This window comes from Streptomyces sp. NPDC090045, from assembly GCF_044747975.1.
Taxonomy (GTDB): domain Bacteria; phylum Actinomycetota; class Actinomycetes; order Streptomycetales; family Streptomycetaceae; genus Streptomyces.
Window position 1 is genome coordinate 217381 of record NZ_JBIVFA010000008.1, and the last position, 24982, is coordinate 242362.

The 24982-nt window shown below is 73.0% G+C and carries 19 protein-coding genes and 1 tRNA gene; 8 read left to right on the forward strand and 12 right to left on the reverse strand.

Going from position 1 to position 24982, the window contains the following annotated elements; translation table 11 throughout:
- Positions 1-15: 15 nt before the first annotated feature.
- The 4 genes from ACIPYQ_RS22500 to ACIPYQ_RS22515 all read right to left on the reverse strand — a co-directional run bounded on the left by ACIPYQ_RS22500 (position 16) and on the right by ACIPYQ_RS22515 (position 5193).
- The gene (locus tag ACIPYQ_RS22500; protein ID WP_401253866.1) at positions 16-1752 is read right to left on the reverse strand and encodes an Hsp70 family protein; all 1737 of its coding nucleotides are present in this window, start codon (positions 1750-1752) and stop codon (positions 16-18) included.
- Complete coding sequence (locus tag ACIPYQ_RS22505; protein ID WP_401253869.1) at positions 1749-2894, reverse strand: hypothetical protein; 1146 nt, start codon at positions 2892-2894, stop codon at positions 1749-1751. The genes ACIPYQ_RS22500 and ACIPYQ_RS22505 overlap by 4 nt, the downstream gene beginning before the upstream one ends.
- 158 nt (positions 2895-3052) lie before the next feature.
- Positions 3053-3778, reverse strand: coding sequence for a 3'-5' exonuclease (locus ACIPYQ_RS22510; protein ID WP_401253872.1), 726 nt, complete (start codon positions 3776-3778; stop codon positions 3053-3055).
- Between the two features lie 125 nt (positions 3779-3903).
- The gene (locus ACIPYQ_RS22515; protein WP_401253875.1) at positions 3904-5193 is read right to left on the reverse strand and encodes an SAV2148 family HEPN domain-containing protein; all 1290 of its coding nucleotides are present in this window, start codon (positions 5191-5193) and stop codon (positions 3904-3906) included.
- Between the two features lie 282 nt (positions 5194-5475).
- Here ACIPYQ_RS22515 and glgX point away from each other — a divergent pair, with 282 nt between their 5' ends.
- Positions 5476-7590, forward strand: coding sequence for a glycogen debranching protein GlgX (gene glgX / locus ACIPYQ_RS22520; RefSeq protein ID WP_361768140.1), 2115 nt, complete (start codon positions 5476-5478; stop codon positions 7588-7590).
- On the opposite strand, the gene ACIPYQ_RS22525 is transcribed toward glgX, so the two are convergent.
- Complete coding sequence (locus ACIPYQ_RS22525; protein WP_401253879.1) at positions 7575-8888, reverse strand: MFS transporter; 1314 nt, start codon at positions 8886-8888, stop codon at positions 7575-7577. The two genes, glgX and ACIPYQ_RS22525, sit on opposite strands and share 16 nt — an antisense overlap.
- 82 nt (positions 8889-8970) lie before the next feature.
- Between ACIPYQ_RS22525 and treY the strand changes: the two genes are divergently transcribed.
- A complete protein-coding gene (gene treY / locus ACIPYQ_RS22530) occupies positions 8971-11241 on the forward strand; it encodes a malto-oligosyltrehalose synthase (protein ID WP_401253882.1) in 2271 nt (756 codons plus the stop codon).
- Between the two features lie 46 nt (positions 11242-11287).
- On the opposite strand, the gene ACIPYQ_RS22535 is transcribed toward treY, so the two are convergent.
- Positions 11288-12196: a LysR family transcriptional regulator gene (locus ACIPYQ_RS22535; protein ID WP_401253885.1), complete on the reverse strand. Its 909-nt coding sequence runs from the start codon at positions 12194-12196 to the stop codon at positions 11288-11290.
- An 83-nt stretch (positions 12197-12279) separates the two neighbouring features.
- On the opposite strand from ACIPYQ_RS22535, the gene lpdA reads away from it, so the two are divergent.
- Both lpdA and ACIPYQ_RS22545 read left to right on the forward strand, forming a co-directional pair.
- Positions 12280-13719, forward strand: coding sequence for a dihydrolipoyl dehydrogenase (lpdA, locus tag ACIPYQ_RS22540; RefSeq protein ID WP_401253888.1), 1440 nt, complete (start codon positions 12280-12282; stop codon positions 13717-13719).
- 113 nt (positions 13720-13832) lie between these two features.
- Positions 13833-15101 (forward strand): M14 family zinc carboxypeptidase, encoded by a 1269-nt coding sequence (locus ACIPYQ_RS22545; RefSeq protein ID WP_401253891.1) that lies wholly within the window; start codon positions 13833-13835, stop codon positions 15099-15101.
- 28 nt (positions 15102-15129) lie between these two features.
- Here the strand turns inward: ACIPYQ_RS22545 and ACIPYQ_RS22550 are convergent, their stop codons facing one another.
- A complete protein-coding gene (locus ACIPYQ_RS22550; RefSeq protein ID WP_401253894.1) occupies positions 15130-15600 on the reverse strand; it encodes a GNAT family N-acetyltransferase in 471 nt (156 codons plus the stop codon).
- Between the two features lie 114 nt (positions 15601-15714).
- Positions 15715-16278 (reverse strand): FHA domain-containing protein, encoded by a 564-nt coding sequence (locus ACIPYQ_RS22555; RefSeq protein ID WP_401253897.1) that lies wholly within the window; start codon positions 16276-16278, stop codon positions 15715-15717.
- A 111-nt stretch (positions 16279-16389) separates the two neighbouring features.
- Here ACIPYQ_RS22555 and treZ point away from each other — a divergent pair, with 111 nt between their 5' ends.
- Positions 16390-18159, forward strand: a complete 1770-nt coding sequence (treZ, locus tag ACIPYQ_RS22560) for a malto-oligosyltrehalose trehalohydrolase (RefSeq protein WP_401253900.1) — start codon at positions 16390-16392, stop codon at positions 18157-18159.
- Between the two features lie 31 nt (positions 18160-18190).
- Here treZ and ACIPYQ_RS22565 read toward each other — a convergent pair whose 3' ends face one another.
- The gene (locus ACIPYQ_RS22565) at positions 18191-19330 is read right to left on the reverse strand and encodes a M24 family metallopeptidase (protein WP_401253903.1); all 1140 of its coding nucleotides are present in this window, start codon (positions 19328-19330) and stop codon (positions 18191-18193) included.
- The gene (locus tag ACIPYQ_RS22570) at positions 19327-20172 is read right to left on the reverse strand and encodes a LysR family transcriptional regulator (protein WP_361768169.1); all 846 of its coding nucleotides are present in this window, start codon (positions 20170-20172) and stop codon (positions 19327-19329) included. The genes ACIPYQ_RS22565 and ACIPYQ_RS22570 overlap by 4 nt, the downstream gene beginning before the upstream one ends.
- Before the next feature lie 77 nt (positions 20173-20249).
- Between ACIPYQ_RS22570 and ACIPYQ_RS22575 the strand changes: the two genes are divergently transcribed.
- Positions 20250-21077, forward strand: coding sequence for a hypothetical protein (locus ACIPYQ_RS22575; RefSeq protein ID WP_401253906.1), 828 nt, complete (start codon positions 20250-20252; stop codon positions 21075-21077).
- A 74-nt stretch (positions 21078-21151) separates the two neighbouring features.
- Positions 21152-21224 (forward strand) — tRNA-His (locus ACIPYQ_RS22580).
- 73 nt (positions 21225-21297) lie between these two features.
- On the opposite strand, the gene ACIPYQ_RS22585 is transcribed toward ACIPYQ_RS22580, so the two are convergent.
- The gene (locus ACIPYQ_RS22585; RefSeq protein ID WP_401253909.1) at positions 21298-22053 is read right to left on the reverse strand and encodes an alpha/beta fold hydrolase; all 756 of its coding nucleotides are present in this window, start codon (positions 22051-22053) and stop codon (positions 21298-21300) included.
- A gap of 72 nt (positions 22054-22125) precedes the next feature.
- On the opposite strand from ACIPYQ_RS22585, the gene ACIPYQ_RS22590 reads away from it, so the two are divergent.
- Positions 22126-22860 carry a hypothetical protein gene (locus tag ACIPYQ_RS22590; protein ID WP_401253912.1) on the forward strand — a complete coding sequence of 245 codons (735 nt, stop codon included), beginning with the start codon at positions 22126-22128 and terminating at the stop codon, positions 22858-22860.
- Here the strand turns inward: ACIPYQ_RS22590 and ACIPYQ_RS22595 are convergent.
- Positions 22847-24907, reverse strand: coding sequence for a phosphocholine-specific phospholipase C (locus tag ACIPYQ_RS22595; RefSeq protein ID WP_401253915.1), 2061 nt, complete (start codon positions 24905-24907; stop codon positions 22847-22849). The genes ACIPYQ_RS22590 and ACIPYQ_RS22595 overlap by 14 nt on opposite strands.
- Between the last annotated feature and the right edge of the window lie 75 nt (positions 24908-24982).

Consider the following 24982-nt stretch of genomic DNA (forward strand, 5'->3'; position numbering starts at 1 on the left):
CAAGGATGGCCATCACTACTCGGCGGCTTCGGTGAACCGCACCTGGGCCACGGTCGCCTCCCCCGTCTCCTGCACCACGGCAGTGACGCGGATCTGCACCTCGCCGAACATCATGGAGAGGCTGACCGAACGACTGGACAGCGGAAGGTGCATGACGTCGGAGAGATCCACCTTGACGACGCCGATCTTGGCGCACCCCGGGTCCGTGACGTAGCCGGGAGACTTCCCGCCCGAGGCGTAGAGGTCGAACGTCAGGGTCTTCTGGTCCTCGTAGAGGGGGGAGAAGGAGCGAACGACCTCCTCGTCGACCGGCACACTCTGCCCGGCGGAGACGAATACCTTGAAACGATCCTTGCATTTCACCCGACCATCGGGAAGAGCATACTTCTTCTCCTCCGGATCGACTCCCGGACGGAAATTCGAGGCCACGTCGCATCCGTAGGTGAACTTGGTGCGCCGCGATTTCGTCTGCGGGTCATAGGTGTAGTGGACTGCACCGAGCAGAACAGCCACTTGCGGGTCCGGCGGAACGAGAACGTCCGCCCGGCCGGCCAGATGCTCCTGGAGTCTTTCCTGAAGATAGGGGGAACTGGCGAACCCGCCCACCAGGATCACCAGCTCCCGGCCCGGAGCATTGCGCCGCTGGACCTTCATCTCCGCCAACTGCTTGTCGATGATGTCAAGGATGCCGGGCACGACCGACTCGAATACGTCTCGCGCCTCAGCCGCGGACACGATGATGTGATCGGTGATGCCGTCCTGCTGCTCACCAAGCGCAAAACGTTCTTCTTTGCCCAGCAAACGGTCGATGGCCGCGGGCAGCTGCAGGAATATGTCGTCCTGCGAGGTGGTGTCGACGTTCACCTTCGCCTTCTCCCAGGAGCCGAGCACTTCCAGCAATGCGGCAGGCGCCTCCGCATGCACCCGGTCCATCACCTCGAAGGATCCCAGGCGCTTGACCAGAATCTTTTCGAGGAAGGCTTGGTTGACGTACTCGGAACCGAATTTCCCCCCGAAGTCGCGTCCGATCTCTTCGAGTCGATTGCGCTCATCCGTACGGTAGGCGGTGATGTCGACGGTTCCACCGCCGCAGTCGGCCACCAGAAAGCGGGACCCCTTGGTCATGAGGCTGGCGCGACGGCCACTGGCCCGAACCGTGCGGACTCCCGAGACCCGCGCATGATAGGCCGCGGCCTCCGGCTCGATGACCAGTTGCAGACGGTGCTCGTCGCCCGGCAGTCCGGCGCTGACCGCCGCCTCCCGCATCAGCTGTTTCTGATAGTTGCCCCAGATGGCCGGCACGGTGAGGCACCATCGGATTTCCGCAGCGGAGTGACCGCTCTGTTCGATCTCGGCAACCGCCAGGGCGTAGATGTTCCGCAGGTAGTGGGTGACAAGCCCTTTCGACCGCTCGGGAGAAAGCAGCCCTCCGGAAAGATCGCCGCTCCCCCCGCTGCCGGCGGCCAGCGACATCTTGAAGTTGGCGAAGTACTGGTAACCGTCCGTTTCGCCACGCGCCGACCTCATGGCCCACTTGCGGCGCGCCTCGTGCCCCCAGGCGACCAGATCTCCCTTGGCGTCCAACAGCAGGGCCGTGAGGTTCTTCGGATACGGGGTCGGGAGATCCTGCCACCGCGTACGGAAGTGCACCGCCCGCTTCTTGGCATCCTTGTGACGGTCCTCGATCGTCGTCCACGCGTATCCCGTGCCGTGGGTGCCGAAGTCGATCGCGGCGATGATGCGCTGCTTCAACGGTTCCTCCATCCGAGGTTGTGCAGGATGCTTCGCCGCGCCGCGGATTCGAGAGCGACACGCGCACGGTCCCTGTCCATGGGGCGACCGAGCGATTCGAGAATCGACACGAGGCTCCGCAGGCTCGCGGGGCTGGGGTGGGAGGCAGGATCTCTCAGCGTCTCCTCGGCGCACACCAGCCCCTGCACGGCGGCGGCCTCCGCCTGATCCCTCAGTCCCGCCGCCCGGAACATTTCGGCCTGTCCGACCCTTCCGGCGATCCCGTCCACCCGGCCGCTCTCAATGGCCACTTCGTAGGAGGTTGCGAGACCGGCGGCGATGACCCGGCGCTCCCCTGTCAGCTCGGGCGCGAGCAACGTGTGCAGCCGGGGGGCACGGCCGTACCGCACCAGGTGGAACCACTCGGCGATGAGCGCCGCGCTGATCGCCGTCGTCGTGCCCAACTCGTCCTCGAACGCCAGCTGCGCGGGATTCCGGAGCGGGCCCGCCGAGTCGGCATCGGGAATGGACAGCGGAGGGAAGGTGAACTGGACGGACCGCAGGTCGGGCGCGTCTACGATGTTCCAGGCGCTCAGCGAGGGCCAGACCCGGCGGCTGGACTGCACCCTTCCGTACACCAGGATGACAGGAAGGTCCCGAAGCGCCCTTTGAATGAGCAGGATGTCCAGATCCGTGTTCCTCAGAGGCCGGTTGATCACACCGTCGAGGCTCACGAGATCCTCTGACCACTGCGACTGGATCCAGGCCTGCCTGATGGCGTACCTGAAGGAATGCGGACCTTCGTCGTTCTGCTGGCCGCTCTGGTCGTCGCGGACGAACGGGGCGACGAGCAGAGCGGGCGAGGAACCGCCGGCCGTGGCATCGTGGACCAGGTCGTAGAGCTCGTCCTGCCGGTATCCGAAAGGAGACTCGGTGGCCTCTCGGTCCATCCGCTCCTGTACCGCACGGACCTGGATCGCTATCTGGGCCTGGCGCCAATCCCGCTCGATCTCGTAGGCATTCCCTGCAACGGCCTCGCTGCGGCGCTCCCAGGAGTTTCTGGAATCTCGGTGAACGGCGCGGGCATGCGCATTCACCGCCTCCTCTTCACGAAGCTGCGACAATAACTCCTGCTGTGCGCGAAAATTCCCGTCCTGCTTCATTTTGTACAACGTCAGCAGATTTCCGCTGAGTCCGGACAGGCCTGATGCCAAACCGGCAGCCAGCAAGCCACTCACCCCCGTAAAAGCTGATCTTCACGGTACCAATCCCGGTCGGGCATCGGAGCGGGATCCCGCCGGATACCCCGCTCCCCTTTCTCTCAGGCCTGGGCCGGAACCAGCCCGCGCAGCGGCCAGGCCGTGTCGATGACCGCGTCCGGGGTGCCCTGCCGGCGCAGGTACGACTGGAAGTCCCGGGCCCAGCGCGCGTGCCAGGTGCCCTGCCGGGCGTGCAGATCGGCCGCGGCGAGCTCGCCCACCTCCGGATGGCGCTCGGCTATCGCGCGAGCCACCTGGACCGCGGCCAGCGCGTCCGCCCCGGCGTCGTGCGCGTCTTCGAGGGTGACCCCGTACACCCCGCAGACCGCCTCCAGGGTCCGCTTGCCGCGCCGATAGCGGTCCACCGCCCGGTCGATGGTCAGCGGGTCCACCACCGGTCCGGTCTGCGCCCCGCCCAGCCGGTCAGCCAGTGACGGCAGCCCGTGCCGGGCCAGCTCGGCCGACAGCAGCGTCAGATCGAAGGCCGCGTTGTACGCGACGACCACCGCGCCCCCGCGCCAGTGCCCGACCAGGGCCTCCGCGACCTCGTCCGCAACCTCCCGCACTGGCCGGCCCTCGGCGACGGCACGCTCCGTACTGATCCCGTGGATCGCCGACGCCCCCTCCGGGATCGGTATCCCCGGGTCCGCGAGCCAGCCGCGCCGCTGGCTCACCGCTCCGCCCCGCACCTCGATCACGGCCGCCGTGACGATCCGCGACTCTTGCGGCTCCGTGCCCGTGGTCTCCAGATCGAACCCGATCAGCACCCCGCCGTGCCAGCCCCCCATGCCGTGCCCCTCCCCCGTACGCCTTCGGTCAACGGCTTTCAGCCTGCCACGGGGCACTGACAAGCCCGACGACACCCCCCTCCAGGGGTATCGGGCATCCGGCTCCGGCGTCCGGTGTCCGGTCCTCAGGACACGGGGCGGGAGTCCTCCCACATCGACTCGAACTCCTCCCGGTAGGTCGCGAACAGCCCGTGGTCCGCGTCCTTCGGCACCCCGCGCCCGCCGCCCCGCAGGACGAGGACGGGGGATTCCATCCCGCGCGCCCGCCGCAGGTAGGACTGGACCACCGCGATGCCCGAGGAGTTCCCCTCCACCAGGTAGGCGGTGAAGCGCGGGGTCTCGTCGAAGACGTGGATCTCGAAGCGCGAGGGGTCCCGCAGGCCCGCCCGGACCCGGCGGACGTGCAGGATGTTCATCTCCACCGAGCGGCTCAGCTCACCCTTGCGCAGACCCAGCTCCCGCTCGCGCCGCTTGACCGCGCTGCTCGCCGGGTTCAGGAACAGCAGCCGCACCCGGCAGCCGGCCTCCGTGAGCCGGACGAGTCTTCGGCCCGAGAAGTTCTGGACCAGCAGGTTGAGCCCTATGCCGATGGCGTCGAGCCGCCGCGCGCCGCCGAAGAGGTCCTCCGCGGGGAGCTGCCGCTGCAGGCGCACCCGGTCCGGGTGGACCGAGATGACGTCCGCGTAGCGGTCGCCCACCAGGTCCTCGACGGCGTCGATCGGCAGCCGGTCCGCCGAAGGGCTGCCGGCGCCGCCGCCCAGGACCTCCAGGAGCCGCGCCGAGGCCCGTTCCGCCTGTTCCAGCACGGGCCGGGACAGCGCCCGGTTGCGGGAGACGACGTTGCGGGTGACCTCCAGCTCGTCCAGGGCCAGCTCGATCTCGCGCCGGTCGTCGAAGTACGGTTCGAAGCACGGCCAGTGCTGGACCATCAGCTCCCGCAGCTGGGGCAGGGTCAGGAAGCTCAGCACGTTGTCGTCGGCCGAGTCGAGCAGGTAGCCCTTGCGCCGGCTGACCTCGCGCACGGCCACGGCCCGCTGCACCCACTCCTGCCCGGCGGGCCCGGCGGCCGCGACCACCCAGTCGTCGCCGCCGTGCACCGGCTCGTAGATCGGCCGGAGCACCGCCCCGACGACCGAGCGCAGCCGCTGTTCGATCAGGTTGAGCCAGATGTAGGCCCGGCCGGCCCGCTGGGCCCGGGTGCGGACCTCGCTCCAGGCCTCCGCGCTCCAGTCCAGTTCGGCGCCGGCGGATCCCGGCCCGCCCGCGCTCCCGGCCTCCGCCGGTCCGCCCGCCAGGGAGACCGCTCCGGCCGCGACCCCCGCCGGTGCCCCGCCGGGGACACCACCTGGGGCGTCCGCCGGGCCACCCTCGTGACTGCTGTCACCAGGGGGCAGCTCCAGACCTCCCGAGCTCACCCGTGCACCGCCTTCTGCGTCTGGACGCCCGTCTCCAGTGATCACGGAAGGGTATCCCGCGCGTGCGCCCCGGTGCAGCCCGATGGTCCCTGCAACGGTCGTCCGTTGACCCATTATCTGATGCGCAGACAGTCCGCTGACCCGCATATCAGCTCTGCGGGTCACCCGGTAGGACCCCTCCCAAGTCCGCGCGTGGGGGCCCTCTTTCGGGGAAGATCGGAAGTGACGTGGTCCACGCCGGATCAGCCGGGACATCCGACAACGCGGGAAGAGTCGTTATCTATGCAGGTCTGGCCGGGACAGGCGTATCCGCTCGGCGCCACTTACGACGGCGCCGGCACCAACTTCGCGGTCTACTCCGAGGCCGCCCGACGGATCGAGCTGTGCCTCCTCCACGACGACGGTTCGGAGTCCGCCGTGGAGCTGCGCGAGACGGACGCCTTCGTCCGCCACGCGTACCTGCCCGGCGTCATGCCGGGCCAGCGCTACGGTTTCCGCGTGCACGGCCCGTACGAGCCCGAGCGCGGCCGTCGCTGCAACGCGGCGAAGCTGCTGCTGGACCCGTACGCGCGGGCCATCAGCGGCCGTGTGACGTGGGGCGAGGCGGTGTACGGCTACCACTTCGGCCGGCCCGACTCGCGCAACGACCTGGACTCCGCCCCGCACACCATGAGCTCGGTCGTGGTGAACCCGTACTTCGACTGGGCCAACGACCGGCCGCCGCGTCACGAGTACCACCACACCGTGCTGTACGAGGCCCACGTCAAGGGTTTGACGATGTGTCATCCCGACCTGCCGGAGGAGCTGCGCGGCACGTACGGGGCGCTCGCGCACCCGGCGGTCATCGGCCACCTCGCCAAGCTCGGCGTGACGGCGCTGGAGCTGATGCCGGTGCACCAGTTCGTCAACGACCACCGGCTGGTCAACGACGGGCTGAGCAACTACTGGGGCTACAACACCATCGGCTTCTTCGCCCCGCACAACGGCTACGCCTCGGGCGACCGCGGCCAGCAGGTGCTGGAGTTCAAGTCGGCGGTGCGGGCCCTGCACGAGGCGGGGATCGAGGTGATCCTCGACGTGGTCTACAACCACACCGCGGAGGGCAACCACCTGGGCCCGACGCTGTCCTTCCGCGGGCTCGACAACGCCTCGTACTACCGGCTGGCGGACGATCCGCGGCACTACATGGACACCACCGGCACGGGGAACTCGCTGCTGATGCGCTCCCCGCACGTGCTCCAGCTGATCATGGACTCGCTGCGCTACTGGGTGACCGAGATGCACGTGGACGGTTTCCGCTTCGACCTGGCGGCGACGCTGGCCCGCCAGTTCCACGAGGTGGACCGGCTGTCCTCGTTCTTCGACCTGGTCCAGCAGGATCCGGTGGTCAGCCAGGTGAAGCTGATCGCGGAGCCCTGGGACCTGGGCGAGGGCGGCTACCAGGTGGGCAACTTCCCGCCGCTGTGGACCGAGTGGAACGGCAAGTACCGGGACACGGTACGGGACCTGTGGCGCGGGCAGCCGCGCACGCTCGCGGAGTTCGCCGGGCGGCTGACCGGCTCCTCGGACCTGTACCAGGACGACGGGCGGCGCCCGCTGGCGTCGATCAACTTCACCACCTGCCACGACGGTTTCACCCTGAACGACCTGGTCTCGTACAACGAGAAGCACAACGAGGCCAACAGGGAGGGCAATCGGGACGGCGAGACCCACAACCGGTCCTGGAACTGCGGGGTGGAGGGGCCGAGCGAGGATCCGGAGGTCGTGGAGCTGCGCGAGCGCCAGATGCGCAACTTCACGGCCACCCTGATGCTTTCGCAGGGGGTGCCGATGCTCAGCCACGGCGACGAGTTCGGCCGCACCCAGAGCGGTAACAACAACGCGTACTGCCAGGACAACGAGTTGTCGTGGGTGAGCTGGCCGGAGCCGGGCAAACCGCCGCCGTCGCTGCTGGAGTTCACCCGGCGGATGGTGTGGCTGCGCCGGGACCACCCGGTCTTCCGGCGACGGCGGTTCTTCCACGGCCGGCCGGTGGAGGGCACGCACGACGAGCTCTCCGACATCGCCTGGTTCACCCCGCACGGAGAGGTGATGCGGGCGCGCGACTGGCAGGCGCAGCACGCGCGGGCGCTGACCGTCTTCCTCAACGGGGAGGCGATCTCCGAGCCGGGCACCCGCGGGGAGCGGATCACCGACGACTCGTTCCTGCTGATGTTCAACTCGGGCGCGGATCCCCAGGACTTCACCATTCCGGCCGGGCACGGCGCGCAGTGGCACCTGGTCGTGGACACGGCGCGGGCGGACGTGCTGCCACCCGGCACCGGGCCGCAGTACGCGGCCGGCGACCGGGTGGCGCTGACGGGGCGGTGTCTGGTGGTGCTTCAGCGTCCGGCGTAGGCGGCGCCGTTCTCCCCGGACACCGGCGAGGCGGACGCCTGCGGGGCGGACATCGGCGGGGCGGTCCGCTGTCCGGGCACGAAGGCGGCGGTGTGCGTCCGGGCGGCGGGCACCCGGGTGACGAGGGCGAGGACCAGGCAGAGCGCGGCGGCCCCGACGGCCACGGCGAAGGCCCCGGCGGGGCCGTACCACTCGGCGAGGCGCCCGCAGACGACGAGCGCGGTGGCCTGCCCGGCCACCAGACAGCTGGCGGCGAAGGCCATCGACGTGGAGAGTCGGGCCGGTTCCACGGCCCGCTCGGTGAGGGCGAACGCGGTGATCAGGTGGGGCGCGTAGGCCGCCCCGAGCACGGTGACGACGGCGTACAGCGCCCACAGGCCGTCGGTGAACAGCAGGGGCACCGACAGCACCAGGGCCGCTCCGGTCGCCACCCGCCAGCGCAGCCGCAGTCCGAAGCGGGCGGGCAGCGCGCCCAGCGAGAGGCCGACGACGGCGCTGACGACCCCCATCGCGGAGTAGACGACGGCGGCCTGGTCGGGGACGCCCAGCCGGATGGTCAGTGCGGTGATGCCGGCCTGGCAGGCGCCGAACATCGCGCCCTGGAGGGCGAGGGAGCCGCGGACGGCGTGGACCACGCCGGGCGGCCTGACCCGGCTGCCCGTACCGCGGCCTCGCGCGGGCGACCCGGCCGTGACGGCGGCGGTCGGGTGCAGCGCGTAGATGCTGCCGAAGACGGCGACGAGGCCGGCCGCGCCGCCGAGGGCGACCGCCGGGTGCGCGAGGAGCGCGGCGAGCCCGACCAGGGCGGGTCCGAAGACGAAGGAGACCTCGTCCAGGGTGCCTTCGAGGGCGTGCACGGCGCCCACGACGCCCTCGTCGGCCCTGGCCCGGCGGGCCAGGGCCACGGAGCGGGTCCGGGCGAGCGGCCCGATCAGCGGTACGGAGGCGCCGGTGAGGGCGCCGATCGCGGCGAGCGGCACGGTGGCCAGATGGGTGAGGGCGCCCGCGACCAGGGCGGCGGTGGCCACCGCGTTGACGGCGGCGGCGGTCAGGACGACGGACCGCTGCCCGTGGCGGTCGGCGAGCCAGCCGAGGACGGGGCCGAAGAGGACCTGGCCGAGGGAGAGGGCGCCGCCGACCACGCCGGCGGTCGCGAGCGAGCCGCTGGTCTGGGCGACCAGCAGGAAGCTCCCGAACTGGGACATCGCGACGGGCAGTCGGGCGAGGAAAGAGACGAGCGGGAGTAGGGGCCCGGTCAGGGCGATGACTTTTCGATAGGTGTTGACGGTTCCAACCACTTGATCGACATTAACCCGGTGCAGTCACTCGGATGCATTGGGTAATGGCACGGAATCCGGCAGGTTGGGTACGTACGTTCTCATGAGCCAGCCGCAACCGGTCACCGAATCGGAATCTGACGTTCCGACACCTGTCACTCCGGCGTCGACGTACCGCCTCCAGCTGCGTCCGGAGTTCCCCTTCGCGGCGGCCGAGGCAGCCGTACCGTACATCGCCTCGCTCGGCGTGTCACACCTGCACCTCTCCCCCGTCCTGGAGGCGGTACCCGGCTCCGCACACGGGTACGACGTCACCGACCACTCCCGCGTACGGGCCGAGCTCGGCGGCGAGCCGGGCCTGCGCGCCCTGGCCCGGGCCGCCCGGACGCACGGGCTCGGCCTGGTCCTCGACATCGTGCCCAACCACATGGCGGTGCCGACGCCGCTGCGGCTGAACCGGCCCCTGTGGGAGGTGCTGCGGGACGGGCCCGCCTCGCCCTACGCCCGCTGGTTCGACATCGACTGGGAGGCCGGCGGCGGGCAGGTGCTGCTGCCGGTCCTCGCCGGGCCGGTGGAGTCCTGCGAGCTGACGGCCGACGGCGACGTACTGCGCCACGGCGAGCAGGAGTTCCCGCTGCGGCCGGGCACCGCGGGGCTGGCGCTGCCCGAGCTGCTCGCCGCCCAGTGGTACCGGCCCGCCTGGTGGCGGGAGGCCCGGACCTCGCTCAACTACCGGCGCTTCTTCACCATTTCGGACCTGATCGGGGTCCGCGTGGAGGATCCGGAGGTGTTCACCGCCACCCACGCGAAGGTGCTGGAGCTGCTCCGGGACGGGGTCGCGCAGGGACTGCGGATCGACCACGTGGACGGGCTGGCGGACCCGGAGGAGTACCTGAGGCGACTGCGGGCGGCGGCCGGGGACGACTGCTGGGTGGTCGTCGAGAAGATCCTCGCCCGTCACGAGCGGCTGCCGCCCGCGTGGCCGGTGGCGGGGACCACCGGGTACGACGCGCTGCACCGGGTGGACGGGGTGTTCACCGACCCGGAGGGCGCCGCCGAACTGGCGGCCCGGTACGGGCGGTCGACCGGGCTGCCGCCGTGGCCGGAGGCGTCCCGGGCCTGCGCACGGGAGGTCCTGACCGGCGACCTGGCCGCCGAACTGCGGGCGCTGGAGCGCCGGTCCGGTCCGGAACTGGCCGAAGCCGTACGGGAGCTGCTCATCGCCTTTCCCGTCTACCGGCCCTATCCCGGCGAGCCGGAGCTGCCGCCGCAGGCGCTGGAGCAGGCGGCCGCGGCGGCCGGTCCGGGCCCGGTGGCCGGCGTGCGTGAACTGCTGCTGCGCGACCCGGCGTTCGCGGCCCGCTTCGCGCAGACCTCGGCGGCGCTGCGCGCCAAGTCCCTGGAGGACCGCGCCTTCTACCGGTACGCGCCGCTGCTGTCGGCCACCGAGGTCGGCGGCGAGCCGGGACAACCGGCGGTGTCGGCCGAGGAGTTCCACGCGTACTGCGCCGCCCAGGCCCGGGAGTGGCCCGCGGCCGGGACCGTGCTGTCCACGCACGACACCAAGCGCAGCGCGGACGTCCGGGCCCGGATCTCGGCCCTGTCGCAGGCGCCGGAGCTGATGGGCCGGCCCGACGGCCCCGACCCCCAGCTGGCCTGGGTGGCCCGGCAGACCGCGCTCGGGCTCGGCCCGGTCCCCGACGCCGCGCCCCGCCTGTCCGAGGCGCTGCTCAAGGCGGTCCGCGAGGCCGCCCTGCGCACCAGCTGGACCGAGCCGGACGAGGACTACGAGGCGGGCGTGGCCGGGTACGTCCGGGCCCCCCACGACCTCCCGGCGGAGCTGGCGGAGGCCGCCCGCGCCAACCTCCTCGGCATGACCCTGCTGCACCTGGCGATGCCGGGGGTCCCGGAGGTCTACCAGGGCGCCGAGACCGAGTACCGGGCCCTCGTCGACCCCGACAACCGGCGGCCGGCCCGCTTCCCCCGCCGGGAGCTGGCCCGGCTGGACGCGGGGGCCGCCCCGCAGGGCCCCGCCGAGGAGAAGCTGGCCCTGACGGCCGCCCTGCTGCGGCTGCGCCGGGACCGGCCGGAGCTCTTCCGGGGCTACGCCCCCGTCCCGGCGCTGGGCCCGGCGGCCGGCCATCTGGTGGCGTTCACCCGGGCCCCGGGCCTGCTCGTGGCGGCCACCCGGCTGTCCCACCGGCTGGCCGCGTCCGGCGGCTGGCGCGGCACCCGGCTGCCCCTGCCACCCGGCACGTGGACCCCCGTCCTCCCGACGCACCCGAGCCCGAACTCCCTCACTTCGCACAGCGGTTCGCTTGACCTGGCCGACCTGCTGGACGGCCGCCCGGTGGGTGTGTGGCTGCGCCGCTGATCCCCTCGGCGCGCGGTACCGGCCGGACCGGTCCCGCTCGCCGCACTCAGTCTGGCCGAGCACTCCCGGCCGGAGCTGCCGTAGCCCCGGCCCCGAACAGTCCTGCGAAGGCCTGTGCCGCACCGGTCAGCGGGACCCTGGAGAAGACCGCCAGTGGCCGGTGCCACGGCGGGTCGAGGGAGAGCAGTACGCAGTCCTCGCCGACGGCGCCCCGGACCATGTGGGCCGGGGCCATGACGACGCCCACCCCGGCGGCCGCCATCCGTACGGCCGTCGAGGTGTGCTCCGTACGCAGCACCGTCCGCGGGGTGAAGCCGACCGCGCCGCACGCCCGGTCCAGTACGAGGGCGCCGTCGACCAGCGGTTCCATCGCACAGCGGATCCAGTCGCGGTCGGCGAGCTCTGCGAGGCGGACGGCTCCCCGCCCGGCCAGCGGATCGTCGAAGGGGACGACGATGACCAGCTCCTCGCGGCCGATCCGCAGCAGCGGCCCCATCCACTCCGCAGGCTCCGGGCCCACCGCCAGGTCGGCGACGCCCCGCTCCAGCTGCTCCTCCAGCGCGTCGGTGGACCCGTACTCCCGCATCACGAGCGACACCCCCGGGTGCAGCGCCCGCCAGCGGGCGGCGATGCCCGGGAGCAGACCGACCGCCACGGCGTGCACGGTGGCGATGTGCAGTTCGCCGCCGGCCACACCGGCGGCGGCGCGGGCCGCCCGCTCGGCCTGGCGGGCGCTGCGCACGGCGAGCTGCGCGTGCGGAAGGAAGGCGCGGCCCATGGGGGTGAGCCGGACCCCGCGCGGCATGCGCTCCAGCAGGGCGCCGCCGACGGACCGCTCCAGGGCCTTGACCTGGTGGGACAGGGCGGGCTGGGTGACGTGCAGGGCCTCCGCGGCGCGGGTGAAGGAGGACTCCTCCACGACGGCGAGGAAGTACTCCATCTGGCGCAGGCTCATGAGCCGGAAGCATAAAGAGCGTGCATGGCACCCAGAAGATCATTTCCTTGGACGTGGCGCAACGGGCCGTCCAGGCTGGGCACATGACCAACGACGTGAGCGACGACGTGACCGACGAAAGCACCAGCACCGTGGACGTGATCGTGATCGGTGGCGGCACCGGCGGATACAGCACCGCCCTGCGCGCCTCGGCCCTCGGCCTGACCGTCCTGCTCGCCGAACGCGACAAGGTCGGCGGGACCTGCCTGCACCGCGGCTGCATCCCCAGCAAGGCGATGCTGCACGCCGCCGAACTCGTCGACGGCATAGCCGAGGCCCGCGAGCGCTGGGGGGTCCGGGCGAGCGTGGAGTCGGTCGACTGGTCGGCGCTGACCGCCACCCGGGACGACATCGTCTCCCGCAACCACAAGGGCGTGGAAGGGCATTTGGACCACGCCGGGGTACGTGTGGTGCGCAGAGGCGCGCGGTTGACCGGCCCGCGCTCCGTCCGCACCGAGGACGGGCGGGAGTTCACCGCGAGCCGCGGGATCGTCCTGGCGACCGGCTCCCGGCCGCGGCTGCTCCCGGGGCTGGAGCCGGACGGGGCCACGGTGGTCACGAGCGACGACGCCCTGTTCGCCCCCGGGCTGCCGGCTTCGGTCCTGGTGCTGGGCGGCGGGGCGATCGGGGTGGAGTACGCCTCCTTCCACCGTTCCATGGGCGCCGAGGTGACCCTGGTCGAGGCGGCGGACCGGCTGGTCCCCCTGGAGGACGCGGACGTCTCCCGGCACCTCGCGCGGGGCCTGAAGAAGCGCGGCATCGACGTGCAGACCGGGGCCCGGCTGGAGGGGGCCACCGTGGCGGGCGGGACCGTGCGGGCCACGGTGCGGACCGCGCGCGGGGAGCTCCGCGAGCTGACGGCCGAGCGGCTGCTGGTGGCGGTCGGGCGGGTCCCGGTCACCGACGGGCTGGACCTCGCGGCGGCCGGACTGGGCACCGACGAGCGGGGGTTCGTGGCACCGGCCGACTGGTCCCGGCTGGAGACCGCCGTCCCGGGCATCCACGTGGTGGGCGACCTGCTGCCGCCGCCCTCGCTCGGGCTGGCGCACGCCTCCTTCGCGGAGGGGCTGCTGGTCGCCGAGACCCTTGCCGGGGTGGCGAGCGCACCGGTGGACTACGCGGCGGTGCCGCGGGTGACGTACTCGGCGCCGCAGACGGCCGCCGTCGGGCTGACGGAGGCGCAGGCGCGCGAGGCGGCGTACGACGTGGTGGTGAACACGATGCCGCTGACCGCCGTGGCGAAGGGCATGGTGCACGGGCAGGGCGGCACGGTGAAGGTGGTCGCGGAGCGGGGCGGGCGGGTGCTCGGCGTGCACCTGGTGGGGCCGCACGTGTCGGAGATGATCGCGGAGAGCCAGCTGATCGTGGGCTGGGACGCCGAACCGTCCGACGTGGCCCGCCACATCCACGCCCACCCGACGCTCTCGGAGGCCGTGGGCGAGGCCTTCCTCTCCCTGGCGGGCCGCGGCCTGCACCAGCAATAGGCCCGGGCTCCGCCCCAGGGGTGGCACACCTGAGCGGGGGAACTGCCTGGCCTGCGGAGCAGTAGGCGGTGGGCCCTGCGGGCATGGCATCCCTTGTGACTCTCCTCCGTGACATGTGCTACCCCACGCCACGCGAACTCGGGCTGGCCGCCCGCGCACTGGCGGACGAACACCCCGGCGAGGTCCGGCTCCGCCAGGCCGGAACCTCCCGGGCCGGGCAGCCGCTCTGGGTCCTGTCCGTCGCTTCCGCCGGCCCGGGCACCCCCACCCGCAACGTCCTCGTCGTCGCCGGGGCGCACGCCAACGAGCCGGTCGGCGGCGCCACCGCCCTCTCGCTCGCCCGGCGCCTCCTGCACGAGCCCGCGCCGCGGGCCGGCTGCGGCTGGCACTTCCTGCTCTGCGCGGACCCGGACGGCGCGGACCTGCACCGCACGCCCCGCCCGTACTCGCTCCTGGACTACCACCGGAGCTTCTTCCGGCCGCCCGGCCCCGAACAGCCCGAGTGGGCCCCGTCTTTACTGCCCCCGGACCGGCTGCCGCCCGAGACGCTGGCCCTGACCGCGCTCATCGACGAGCTGCGGCCCGTGCTCCAGGTCTCGCTGCACGCCACCGACCTCGGCGGCTCCTGGGTCCAGCTCACCCGGGACATCCCCGGCCTCGCCGAGCCGTTCGCCAAATCGGCCGCCGAGCTGCGCATCCCGGTGGAGAACGGGGCCTCGGACGCCGCCGGCTGGCCCTCCCCCGGTCCCGGGATCTTCGTGATACCGCAGCCGGGGAGCGAGGCCGCCGGGGCCTTCCACCCGGAGGACACCCGGCTCAGCACCTGGTACCACGCACACCGGTACGCCGGCACCACCGCGATCGTCGAAGTCCCCATGTGGGCCTCCGACCTGGTGGACGACCCGGCTCCGCACCCCGACCCGCGCGGCGCCCTGCGGATGCTGGCCGGGCGGCTCACGGCGGACGCCGCGCTCGTCTGCGGGGTGCGGGACCTGATGCGGCCGGGTCCGCCGCCGTACGAGGACCGGGCCGCGGCCGCGCTGCTGCGCGCCGTGGACTGGACGCTCGCGCTGATCCCCCGGGTCACCGTCGAGTGGACCGGCGCCGGGGCCCCCACGGAGGCCACGGCGGCGTACATCGCCAGCATCGACGCCTTCGGGCGGCGGCTGTCGCTGCGCGCCGCCGCGATGCTGCTGCGGGTGCTGCGCGCGCAGGGGCATCCGGCGGCGCCCGGGCTGGACCGGCTGGTCACCGGGTGGTGCGAGGACTTCGCGGCCCGCTTCGGGGCCCGCTGGGTCCCCGTGGCCACCCAGGTGGAACACCAGTCCCGGACCGTCCTGGCCACCTACGAGCGCCTCCTGGCGGCCGACCGGTCCCGCTAGGCCCTCGGGAGGTGGGGCGGCCGGGCCGTCACGCGGTGGGGTCCACGGGCAGGGCGTAGCGGCGCTTCGGGGAGCCGGTGGCGCCGAGCCGGTCGTAGAAGCGGATCGCGCCCTCGTTCCAGTCGGGGGTCTGCCACTGGACCTGTTCGAGGCCGAGCTCGCGGGCCAGTTCCCGCACCCCGTCCATCAGGGCGGCGCCGAGACCGTGGCCGCGTGCCTCCTGCGCCAGGTAGAGGCAGTCCATGTGCAGGTAGTGGCGGGCGTCCCAGAAGGCGAACTCGGCGGAGCAGGCGGCGTATCCGGCGACCGCGCCGTCGGGGGTCTCGGCGAGCAGCACCCACAGCCGGGCGTCCTCGGCGAACAGCTGCGGGCCGAGCCGCCCGGCGAGGTCCGGCGGGCGCGGCGCCGACCTCTCGTACGCGACGTGCTCGTGGACGAGCTCGACCAGGCGGGGGAGGTCCCCGACGCGTGCACGGCGGATGGCGGGCGTGTGTTCCATGCCCGCCATCCTGCGCGGTGACTCCCGCCGACGCTCCGGCGGGTCCCGGTCGCGCGGTCCGGGTCGCGCGGCCCCCGTCCCCCGTCCTGCGGTCCGCGGTCCGCGTCCGACGGCCTAGCTCGCCGAGAGCCGGAAGGTCATCTTCCCGAAGCTGATCTGGTCCCCGGCGCGGACCACGGCGGAGCCGGTCACCCGGCGCCCGTTGACCGAGGTCCCGTTGGTGGAGCCGAGGTCCGTGACCACCCACACCCCGTCGCGCAGGCTCAGTTCCGCGTGCGCCCGGGAGACGGTCTCGTGGCTGAGCCGCAGTCCGTTGCCGGGGTCGCGGCCGATCCGCAGGACGGCCGCGCTCGGATGCGGGAGCAGCAGCTTGGGCAGCTTCTCGGCGGCCCAGGCGTGCCGGATGCCGACGGAGACGGCCGAGACCCGGCCGACCCAGCCGAACAGCCGACGGGTCCACGGGCTTTCGGCGGAGTCCCTGGCCTGGAGGTCGGCCGTGAGGACGGCGAGGTCCTCGGAGCGGCGGGCGACCAGGGCGAGTTCCATCCGGCGCAGAAAGGTGTCGTGGGACAGCTTGCCGAGGGCAGCGCCCTCTCTGAGCTGGCCCAGCGCCCGGTCGCGCTCGGCGTCGGACAGCCGCGGCGCGGGGAAGGCGGGGATCTCGAAACTCGACGTCACAGGGTGATTGTCGGCCCGTCGGGGCCGGAGTGTCCAGAACTCCCCCGCCACGCCCGGAATGATGGGCAGGATACGCATGCCGGCCACCGCCGCTGACGAGGGGACCGACTGTTGCAGTTCGAGGTGTGGGCACCGCAGACAGGTCATGTCGCCATGCGACTCGACGGGGCGACGTACGCGATGGAGGGCGATCCCGACCGGGCCGGCTGGTGGACCGTGGAGGCCCCGGCCGGTGAAGGGAGCCGCTACGGGTTCCTGTTGGACGGCGACCCGGTCCCGCGGCCCGATCCGCGCGGGCGGCGGCTGCCGGACGGCCCCGACGGGCTGTCGGCGGTGGTCGACTTCGAGGCTCTGGACGGGGCAGTGGCCGGGGCAGGGGCCGCGCCGGTCCCGCCGCCGCACACCCGGCTCCAGGACGCGGTCCTGTACGAGCTGCACATCGGCACCTTCACGCCCGAGGGCACCTTCGACGCCGCGGCCGACCGCCTCGGGCACCTCACCGCCCTCGGCGTGACCCACGTGGAGCTGATGCCGGTCTGCAGCTTCCCCGGCCGGCACGGCTGGGGGTACGACGGGGTGGCGCCCTGGGCCGTGCACGAGCCGTACGGCGGCCCGGCCGGGCTGGTCCGGTTCGTGGCGGCGGCGCACGCCGCCGGGCTGGGCGTGGTGCTGGACGTGGTCCACAACCACCTCGGCCCCTCCGGCAACCACCTGCCCGCCTTCGGCCCGTACTTCACCAACACCCACCACACGCCCTGGGGCGCGGCGGTGAACCTGGACGCCCCCGGCTCCGACGAGGTGCGCGCGTACCTCGTGGGCAGCGCGCTGGCCTGGCTGCGCGACTACGGGATCGACGGACTGCGGCTGGACGCCGTGCACGCGCTCGCGGACGGGCGGGCGCTGACCTTCCTGGAGGAACTGTCCGAGGCCGTCGACGGGCTGGCCGCGGAAACCGGCCGGCCGCTGTTCCTGATCGCCGAGTCCGACCGGTGCGACCCGCGCACCACCACCCCGCGCCCCGCCGGCGGCCTGGGCCTGCACGCCCAGTGGAACGACGACTTCCACCACGCCCTGCACTGTGCGCTGACCGGTGAATCCCAGGCCTACTACGCGGACTTCGCCGAGGCCCCGCTGGCCGCCCTCGCCAAGACCCTGACCCGGGCCTTCTTCCACGACGGGACCTGGTCCTCCTTCCGCGGCCGCACCCACGGCCGGCCGGTGGACCGCCGCCGGACCCCCGCCCACCGCTTCCTCGGCTACACCCAGACCCACGACCAGATCGGCAACCGGGCCCTGGGCGACCGGCTCTCGGCCTCCCTGCCCCCCGGTCTGCTGGCGTGCGCCGCGACGGTGGCGCTGACCGGCCCGTTCGTGCCGATGCTGTTCATGGGCGAGGAGTGGGGGGCGCGGACCCCGTGGCAGTACTTCACCGACCACCCCGACCCGGTGCTGGCCGAGGCCGTACGGACCGGCAGGCGCCGGGAGTTCGCGGCGCACGGCTGGAAGGCCGAGGAGGTCCCCGACCCGCAGGACCCGGCGACCCGGGACCGCTCCTGCCTGGACTGGTCGGAGCCCGAACAGGCGGTCCACGCCCGCCTGCTGGAGTGGTACCGCACCCTGGTCGTGCTCCGCCGCAGCCACCCGGACCTGCGCGACCCGGACCTGGCGGCGGTCCGGGTCGCCCACGACGAGGAGCGCCGCTGGATCACGTTCCGGCGGGGCGACGTACGGGTGGCCGTGAACCTCTCCCCGGAACCGGTGACGATCGCGCTGGGCCGCAACGGGGTGCGGGTGCTGGCCGCCTGGGAGCCCCTCGAACACCCGGGCCCCGACGGCCGGATCCACGTACCCGGCGAATCGGCGGTCGTGCTGGGGCCGTGAGACCGCGGCCGCCGCGGCCCGCCGGGCGGGCCTACTCGACGACCGCCAGCTCGCGCGGGGCGTTGTTGAGGCGGCGCCCGCCGTCCTCCGTGACGGTCACGATGTCCTCGATGCGGACGCCGAACCGGCCCGGCAGGTAGATGCCCGGCTCCACGGAGAAGCACATGCCGGGGACCAGGGGCTGCTCCTCTCCCTCGACCATGTACGGGGGCTCGTGGGTGGTGACGCCGATGCCGTGGCCGGTGCGGTGGATGAAGCGGTCCCCGTACCCGAACTCGGTGATCACCGCGCGGGCCGCCCGGTCCACCTCCTGGCAGGAGACCCCGGGGCGGACCGCCGCCACGCCCGCCTGCTGGGCCTCGCGGACGATGTCGTGGACCCGCTGTTCCTCGGCGGTGGGCTCGCCCACGTGCACGGTGCGGGAGATGTCGGAGCCGTAGCCGAACCGCAGGCCGCCGAAGTCGAGGACCACCATGTCGCCGCGGCGGATGACCCGGTCGCCGGCCTCGTGGTGCGGGTTGGCCCCGTTGGGGCCGGAGCCGACGACGGTGAAGTCGACCTGGGAGTGGCCGTGGGCGCGCAGCAGGGCGGCCAGGTCGGCGGCGACGTCCGTCTCCCGGCGGTCGGCGAAGGGGAGGTGGAGGATCTGCGCGTAGGCGGCATCGGCGGCGGCTCCCGCCGCGGCGAGCCGCTCCAGTTCCCGTTCGTCCTTCACGGCGCGCAGCATGGGCAGGCAGTCGGTGAGGGCAGCGTAGGAGGTCTGCGGCAACTCCCGCTGGAGGCCGAGGAGATGCAGGGCCCAGGTGTTGTCGCTCACCCCGAACCGCCCGGTCGGCCCCAGCAGCGGGGCGGTCACGGCGTACGGGTTCTTCCCGTCGGCCCAGTCCCGCAGGGTCAGCGCGGCGGCGCCCGGGGCCTTGGCCGCGTCGGGGGCCTCCAGTGCGGGGGCGACGAGCACCGGGTCCTGCCCGGCGGCCAGCACGAGCAGGGTGAGCCGCTCGGTCTCGGCGGTGGGCCGGTATCCGGTGAGGTGCGTGAGGTCGGGCCCGGGGGCGATCAGCAGTCCGGCCAGTCCGGCGTCGGCGGCGGCCTGCGCGGCCGCGGCCATCCGGGCGGCGTAGTCGTCGGCCGTGAAGGGTGCCGGGTCGTGGGATGCGGCGTCACGTGTCATACGGGTGATCCTGCCGTGAGCCGGGCGGCGAGGGCGGCGGCCGCGCCGGTCGGCGTGCCGGGCGTGAGCAGTTCCGTACGGTGCACCAGGCGCGGGGCGGACAGCGGTACGGCGACGCCCGCGCGGGCGGCCTCGGCGACCCGGCGGGGCAGCAGGGCGAGGCCGTGCCCGGCGGCGGCGAGGGCGCAGAGGGCGTGCAGGTCGGTGCCGTCGTAGCGGACGGAGGCGCGGGCGGCGGTGAGGGGCAGCCCCACGCCGGGGGCGTCGAGCCAGCGCGCGTCGGCGAGGTCGTCCAGCCGGAGCGCCGTCCGGCCGGCGAAGGGGTGCCCGGCGGGCAGCAGCACGGCCAGCTCCTCCTCCCCCACCCCGGTCACGGTGAGCGGTGCCACGTCGGGCAGCCGCAGCGGGTCGCTGGGCGCGGCCGGGCCGTCGACGAGGCCGAGGTCGCAGCCGCCGGTGGCGACGGCGGCGGGCACCTCGGCCGGGGGCAGCACCTTCAGGGTGACTCCGGTGGCGGGCAGGGCCGCGAGCAGCCGGGGCCCGACGGCGAGCGGGGACGCGGCGAGGGTGACCCGGCCGGGCGGGGCGGCGGTCAGCCGCAGTACGTCGGCCCGTGCGGCGTCGAGCCGCAGCAGCAGCGGCCCGGCGTGCTCCAGCAGCCGCGCCCCGGCCGCGGTCGGCGCGACGGGCCTGCGGGTGAGCAGCTCGGCCCGCAGGTCCCCTTCGAGGGCGGCGATGTGCTGGGAGACGGCGGACTGGGTGTAGCCCAGCTCGCGGGCGGCGGCGGAGAAGGAGGCGAGCCGGGCCACGGCCACGAAGGTGCGGAGCAGGTGCGGGTCCATGGTCATCAGGATCACTGATGGAAGGTGCAGGAACAATCGTTGGCGCTGAACGGCCGCCCGGCCGCAGGATGATCCACATGACCACCGCACAGACCACGCAGACCGCACAGACCGCACAGACCGCACGGACCTCGCCGGCGGCGAGGATCGCGCTCGTCGGCGACCGCTCCCCGCACGTGAAGTCCCACACCCGGATCCCGCTCCTCCTCGACGCCCTGGCCTCCCGCGACGGGCTCGTCCTCGACGCGTACTGGATCCCCACCGGTGACGCCGGGGCAGAGGCCGCCGCCGGGACGCTGGCCCGCTTCGACGCCGTCTGGGTGCTGCCGGGGAGCCCGTACGCGAGCGAGGCCGGGGCGCTGGCCGCGATCCGGGTGGCCCGCGAGGAGGGCATCCCCTTCCTCGGGACCTGCGGCGGCTTCCAGCACACGCTGCTGGAGTACGCCCGGTCGGTCTGCGGGCTGACGGCCGTCGCGCACGCCGAGAACGACCCGGGGGCGGCGGATCCGCTGATCGCGCCGCTCGCCTGTTCGCTCGTCGGGCACGAGGGCCTCGTACGGGCCGAGCCCGGCTCGCTCGCCGAGGCCGCGCTCGGCGCGGAGCGGTCGATGGAGCGCTACCACTGCAACTACGGACCCGCGCCCCGGCACCTGCCGACGCTCACCGCCCACGGGCTGCGGCTGTCGGGGCTCGACGAGGAGGGGCAGCCGCGCATCGTGGAGCTGCCCGGGCACCCGTTCTTCCTGGCCACGCTGTTCCAGCCGGAGCTGCACGGGGACGGGTCGCGGCCGCACCCGATCGTCAGGGCCCTCGCCGCGGCGGCCGTCGCGCACGCCGGCGGCCGCCCGGACGGGGTGACGGCCCGGCTCGCCGCCACCCTCGCCGCCGGCCGGTCGGCGGGATAACGCGTCGCGGGACCACCCTGCAGATCGGCTATGCTGTGCATGCACATCGAACGGGTGGTCCGCCGCCCTTCGTGGTGGGTGTAGCTCAGTTGGTAGAGCACCTGGTTGTGGTCCAGGTGGCCGCGGGTTCAAGTCCCGTCACTCACCCTGATCCCCGGGGCACGAGGTCTCCTCGTGCCCCGGGGCTTTTTTGCGTCCGGACCGTGCTCCGCGGCTGCGGCTAGTCGCGCAGGAAGGCCTCGACCTCGGTGGCGAAGGCCACGGGGGTCTCGTGCGGCGGGTAGTGCCCGGCGCCGGGGAGGGTGCGGATGCGGCAGTTCGGGTACCAGACCTGCCAGGTGGCGCGCATCACGTCGGCGGTGAGCGCGAGGTCGTACTCCCCGGTCAGGACGAGCACGGGCACCGTGTTGCCCTTGACGGCGTCGGACAGGTCCAGGGACTGCCAGCTCGCGAGGTAGTCGGCGAAGGCCTCCGGCCGGGAGACCTCCAGGGAGTGGGCGACCATCCGGTCGATCCAGCGCCGGCTCGCCCGGTTGCCGGTGACGAGGTCGAGGATGGCGCGCCGGTTCTCGGCGCTCTCCGCGGCGCCGAAGAAGAGGGCGTGGGTGGCGGCGTCCATCTCGTACGGCCCGGCCGGGACCGGGTTGATCCCGACGAGCTTCTCGATCCGCTCGGGGGCGCGCACGAGGACCTGCTGGGCCGCCTTGCCGCCCATGGAGTGGCCGAGCAGCGAGAAGGTGTCCCAGCCCAGCTGGTCGGCGAGTTCGAGGACGTCGTCGGCGATCTCGGGGAGCGTGTGGCGGCCCGTCACGTCCCGGCGGTCGCCGTAGCCGCGGTAGTCGAGGAAGGCGTACGAGAACCCCACGGGGTCCAGGTGGTCCAGCACGGAGCCCCAGTTGGCAGAGGTGCCGAACCAGTCGTGCAGCACGATGACGCGAACGGGTCCGGTGCCGATCCTGCGGTGGGCGATGGCCATGCGTTCTCCCTCGGTGACGGGGGCGACGAAAACGGACCCGTACGTTCTGCCCACCGGACCTACGATCACACCGTGAAACCGACATCGCGCACGGTGCGCATCGCCGTCACGGCCTCCCGGACCGGCACCGGCCGGCCGCACCACCTGCATCACCCGAACGCGTACGAGGTCCTCGACCGGGCCGAGATCGCGGAGGTGCTCGCCCTGTGGCCCGAGCGCGAAGCGCACGACGACTTCGAGTGCATGTGCCACGGGGACGGCGGGCTCTCGCTGTACGAGGCCGGAGGCGAGCGCATCGGGTCCGCCGAGCCGACCGGTCCGCTCGGGCCGCTGTTCGATCCACGGGACCCGGCCGGGATCCCGGCCCGGCACCGGGACCGGTGGGCCGCGGCGGCTCCCGAGGGACTGCGGGAGTACGCCCGGGCCCTGGCTGCGGGCGGGGAGGAGCCGCCCCCGCCGCACGGGGTGCCGCCCCGCGTGGTCTTCGGCTGGCTGGGCGCCGTACGGGAGGAGCCGCGCGACGCGGCGTGGCTCCTCGCGGAACGGGTTCCCCGCCTGCTGCTGGCCGGGAGGTCCACGGAGGAACTCGCCTGGGCGGTGCGGGAGACGGACCGCACCGGGCTGGAGGGCGCCGTGCGGTTCTTCGCGGGCGAGGAGTTCACCACCCGCCACCCGAAGCGGCGCCGGGTCCCGGACACCGCCCGCGACCTCCTGCTCCGGTACGCCCGCAGCCACCGCCCCGAGGACCTCCCGGTCCTGGAACGGCGGCTGCTGCGCACGCCGGAGGACCGCGTCAGACGGTCTTGATCGCCGGGTCGGAGACGCCCGGGGCGCCCGTCTCCACGTGGCCCGCGAAGCGGCGGAGGAAGGTGGCGTCGGCGTCGGAGACGACGTTCACGTCGTACCAGCGGCCCGTGGCGCCGAGGTCCACCGTGTGGGCGACGCTGCCGCCGGCCGGGACCCTGATGATCTGGGGCCCGCCGCCGTAGGCGTTGGTCACCGTGAGGTTGACGGCGGCCGTACCGGAGTTGGTCAGGGTCAGGGCCAGGTTGCCGGTGGCGGCGACGTGGCGGGCCGTGGCCTCGGGGCCGGCCTTCTTCGCCGGTCCCTTCCAGGTGCGCAGGAACCCGTTGGGGCCCCACACCGTCAGGTTGATCTGGTTGCCCGTGGAGCTGCTGGTGGACCAGGTGTCCGAGAGGGTCTTGCCCGCCTCGACCGTGTAGGGCCAGGGGCCGTCCGTACGGTTGCCCGAGGTGCTGTGGAAGTGGGCGCCGAGGGTGGGGCCGGAGGCGAAGGTGAGCGTGAACTTGCCCGTGGAGACGGTGCGCGCGCCGTCCACGTACGGGCTGTAGCCCAGGGCGCGGGTCGGCTTGGAGCCGGCCTCCTGCCTGGGCAGGGTGCCCGTGGCCGGCGGGGTCGGGTGGTAGGAGGGGTGGCGGTTCTTGTCCGGCGGGACGTACCCGGCCGTGGAGGGCAGGGCGGCGGGCGCGGCGTCGGCGCGGGTGAAGTCGAAGGCCGAGGTCAGGTCGCCGCAGACGGCGCGGCGCCACGGGGAGATGTTGGGCTCCTGCACCCCGAAGCGCTTCTCCATGAAGCGGATCACCGAGGTGTGGTCGAAGGTCTCGGAGCAGACGTAACCGCCCTTGCTCCACGGGGAGACCACGATCATCGGGACGCGCGGGCCGAGCCCGTACGGTCCGGCCGCGTAGCCGCCTCCCCCGTTGTAGAGGTCGCCGGTCACGCTCGCCGTGGACAGGCCCCAGGCCGAGGAGGCGGGCGGGTACGGCGGGACCACGTGGTCGAAGAAGCCGTCGTTCTCGTCGTAGGTGATGAACAGGGCGGTCTTCGCCCACACGGCCGGGTTCGCCGTCAGCGCGTCCAGGACCTGCGAGATGTACCAAGCGCCGAAGTTCGTCGGCCAGTTGGCGTGCTCGCTGAAGGCCTCGGGGGCGGCGATCCAGGAGACGGAGGGCAGGGTGCCGTTCACCACGTCCGCGCGCAGCCGGTCGAAGTAGCCTTCGCCCGCCTTGACGTTGGTGCCGGTGCGCGCCTTCTCGTACAGGGCGCTGCCGGGCTGGGCATTGCGGTAGGTGTTGAAGTACAGCAGCGAGTTGTCGCCGTAGTTGCCGCGGAAGGCGTCGTTGATCCAGCCCCAGGAGCCGGCCGCGTTCAGGCCGTCGCCGATGTCCTGGTAGACCTTCCAGGAGACCCCGGCGGACTCCAGGCGCTCGGGGTACGTCTTCCAGCCGTACCCGGCCTCCTGGTTGCCGAGGACCGGACCGCCGCCCACCCCGTCGTTGCCGGTGTAACCCGTCCACATGTAGTAGCGGTTCGGGTCCGTGGCTCCGATGAAGGAGCAGTGGTAGGCGTCGCAGACCGTGAAGGCGTCGGCGAGGGCGTAGTGGAACGGGATGTCGTTCCGGGTCATGTACGACATGGTCGTGGCCGTCTTGGCCGGGATCCACTTGTCGTACTTGCCGTTGTTGTACGCCTGGTGGCCGCCGGCCCAGTCGTGGTTCAGCCCCTCCAGGAACTGCATCCCGAGGTCCGCGACCTGCGGGTTGAAGGGCAGGACGTCCTTGGTCCCGTTGGACTGGAAGAAGACGGACTTGCCGTTGTCCTGGAGGACGGGCCGCGGGTCGCCGAAGCCCCGGACCCCCTTCATCGCGCCGAAGTAGTGGTCGAAGGACCGGTTCTCCTGCATCAGGACGACGACGTGCTCGATGTCCTGGATCGTTCCGGTGGTGCCCTGCGCCGGGATGGCGGCGGCCCGCGCGATGCTGTCGTTCAGCATCGTGAGGGCGGCCGTGCCGCCGGCTATCTGCAGGAACCTGCGACGGTTGAGTTCTGCCATGGCGTGAGGACCTCTGCGGGTGAGGGCGGGTCGAGGGGCGCCCCAAGGACAGCGGCCCCGGGGTACCAGCCGGGG